The organism is Streptomyces boncukensis (assembly GCF_011045075.1).
GTDB classification, from domain to species: domain Bacteria; phylum Actinomycetota; class Actinomycetes; order Streptomycetales; family Streptomycetaceae; genus Streptomyces; species Streptomyces boncukensis.
Genome location: NZ_JAAKZZ010000754.1, coordinates 1 through 2,646, shown reverse-complemented (window position 1 = coordinate 2,646; position 2,646 = coordinate 1). Strand labels below are relative to the sequence as shown.

General features: G+C 73.3%; 2 protein-coding genes and 1 pseudogene. All 3 read left to right on the top strand.

The features are described 5' to 3' along the window. A partial coding sequence (gene dacB, locus G5C65_RS35165; protein WP_165303118.1) for a D-alanyl-D-alanine carboxypeptidase/D-alanyl-D-alanine endopeptidase occupies positions 1-1,044 on the top strand: 1,044 nt, incomplete at its 5' end. 146 nt (positions 1,045-1,190) lie between these two features. Further along, positions 1,191-2,339, top strand: a complete 1,149-nt coding sequence (locus G5C65_RS35160) for a zinc-dependent metalloprotease (protein ID WP_165303117.1) — start codon at positions 1,191-1,193, stop codon at positions 2,337-2,339. A 204-nt stretch (positions 2,340-2,543) separates the two neighbouring features. Continuing rightward, positions 2,544-2,646: pseudogene (locus G5C65_RS39845) on the top strand (tRNA lysidine(34) synthetase TilS); the annotation flags it as partial.

Here is a 2,646-nt window from a genome sequence, read left to right as displayed (position 1 = left end):
ACCCCCGCCTCCACCGTCAAGCTGGCCACCGCCGTCGCCGTGCTGAGCGCGCGGGGCGAGAACCACCGGATCCCCACCCGGGTCGTCGCGGACGCGGACGACGGCGCCGTCACCCTCGTCGGCGGCGGCGACCCCACGCTCAGCGAGGACGACCTCGGAGAGCTCGCCGAGGACACCGTCCGCGCGCTGCACAAGCGCGGCACCGAGAAGGTCACCCTCCGCTACGACGTCTCCCGCTACGAGGGCACCGACCAGCACCCCATCGGCCCGAACGAGAACCTCGCCCCCGTCACCCCGCTGATGCTCGACGAGGGGCGATTGGACGACTCGGAGAACGGCCCCGCGCCGCGTGCCGGGGATCCGGCGGGCCAGGCCGTGGAGGCGTTCGGCAAGCGGCTGGAGGCGGGCGGCGTCGCGCTCACCGGGCCCGCCGAGCTGAAGGAGGCGCCCGGGGACGCCCGGGAGCTGGCCGTCCACCGGTCCGCGCCGCTGCGCGCGCTGGTCGAACGGATGCTGACGCACAGCGACAACGACATCGCCGAGGCGCTCGCCCGCCAGACCGCCATCGCCGCCGGCGAGCCCGCCGGCTTCGCGGGGGCCGAGAAGGCCGTCAAGAAGCGGCTGGAGCGGCTCGGCCTGCCGGTGGAAGGCGCCCGCTTCGCCGACGGCAGCGGGCTCGACCGCGCCGACAAGGTGACCGCCGCGCTGCTCACCCGGCTGCTCGCGCTCGCCGCCGACCCCGGCCGGCCCGAGCTGCGGCCCGTGCTCACCGGGATGCCGGTCGCCGCCTTCACCGGCACCCTCGGCGGGCGCTACGACAGCGCCCGCGAGCGGACCGGGGCCGGGCTCGTCCGGGCCAAGACCGGCACCCTGACCGGTGTGAACACCCTCGCGGGCACCGTCGTGGACGCCGACGGCCGGATGCTGGCCTTCGCCTTCCTGACCTCCGGTACGCGGGACCGCGACGCGGCGCAGGAGTCGCTGGACGAGCTGGCGTCGGCGCTGGCGAACTGCGGCTGCCGGGAGTCCCAGTCCGGCCGCTGACTCCCGGTTCCCCGACCGGGGCGAAGCCGAGAGCCTGGGGGAGGCCCCTCGCGCAGTTCCCCGCGCCCCGCGAGCGGGCACCCCTAGGGGGCGAGTGGTCCCCCCGTTGCCTCCCGCTCCGCGGCCACGGCACGTACCGTGAAGTCATGACGAGCCTCGGTGGTGTGGAGATGGTCGACTGGAATCTCGCGGTCGCGACCGCGACCCGGCTCGTGCGGCCGGGGCCCGAAGTCAGCAGGGACGAGGCCCGCGACATCGTCGCTGAGCTGCGTCGGCACGCGAAGGCGTCCGAGGAGCATGTGCGCGGCTTCACGCGGCTGGAGGCGGCGAACCCCGAGGACGCGGACACGCCTGTCCTCGTCGTCGACCGCCCCGGCTGGGTCCGGGCGAACGTGGCGGGCTTCCGCGAACTGCTGCAGCCGCTCCTCGGCAAGGTCGAGGAGCGCCGCGCGAACATTCCCGGCGGCGCCGTGCTCGGCGCGGTCGGCGGCAAGGTCACCGGTGTCGAGGTCGGCATGCTGCTGTCGTTCCTCTCGTCGCGCGTCCTCGGGCAGTACGAGACGTTCGCGCCGGCCTCGCGCGAGCTGCCGGGCGCCACGGAGAGCGGCGGGCGGCTGCTGCTCGTGGCGCCGAACATCGTGCATGTCGAGCGCGAACTCGACGTCGCGCCGCACGACTTCCGGCTGTGGGTCTGTCTGCACGAGGAGACGCACCGCACCCAGTTCACCGCGGTGCCCTGGCTGCGGGACCACATCCAGATGGAGATCCAGTCGTTCCTCGGCGAGACCGAGATCGACCCCTCCACCCTGCTGGAGCGGCTGCGCGAGGCGGCCCAGTCGCTGACCGGCAACCGGCCGGACGCGGCGGAGGAGGACGCCGGGGACGAGGCGTCCGACACCCGCGGCAGCATTGTCGAGCTGGTGCAGACCCCGGGGCAGCGGGAGATCCTCGGCCGGCTGACGGCCGTGATGTCCCTGCTGGAGGGGCACGCCGACTATGTGATGGACGGGGTGGGCCCCGGCGTCGTGCCGTCCGTCGCGGAGATCCGGGAGAAGTTCCAGAAGCGCCGCGCCACCGGCGCCGGGCGGCTGGACCAGGCGCTGCGCAAGCTGCTCGGGCTGGATGCGAAGCTGCGGCAGTACCGCGAGGGCGAGCGCTTCGTACGGGCCGTGGTGGACGAGGTCGGGATGGACGGGTTCAACCGGGTGTGGACCTCTCCCAACACGCTGCCCACCAAGGCGGAGATCGCGAAACCCGCGGACTGGGTGGCGAGGGTGCACCGAAAGGCCGATTGACGGCTACACGAATCCTCGCCAATCACCCTTCTGAGGGACCGTGAGGGCCGGGTATGCGTGCGATGCTCGGGGAACACCGCACTTCTCTGTCACCATCAGTGCACATAGCGTAACGAGAATCCGCTCGTGCTCGCTTCACCATCCCCCGCCACCCCTCATATCCCGTAAGCCCCTCAGATTCCCTGATGAGGAAGTGAATCGGACATGGGTCCCCACCCCGCGGTCGCCGCGATACGCCTGGCGGTCCGCCGCGCTCTGCACGACGTGCTCACCCCGCGCCCCGACCGCGCCCCGACCGCTCCCCCGG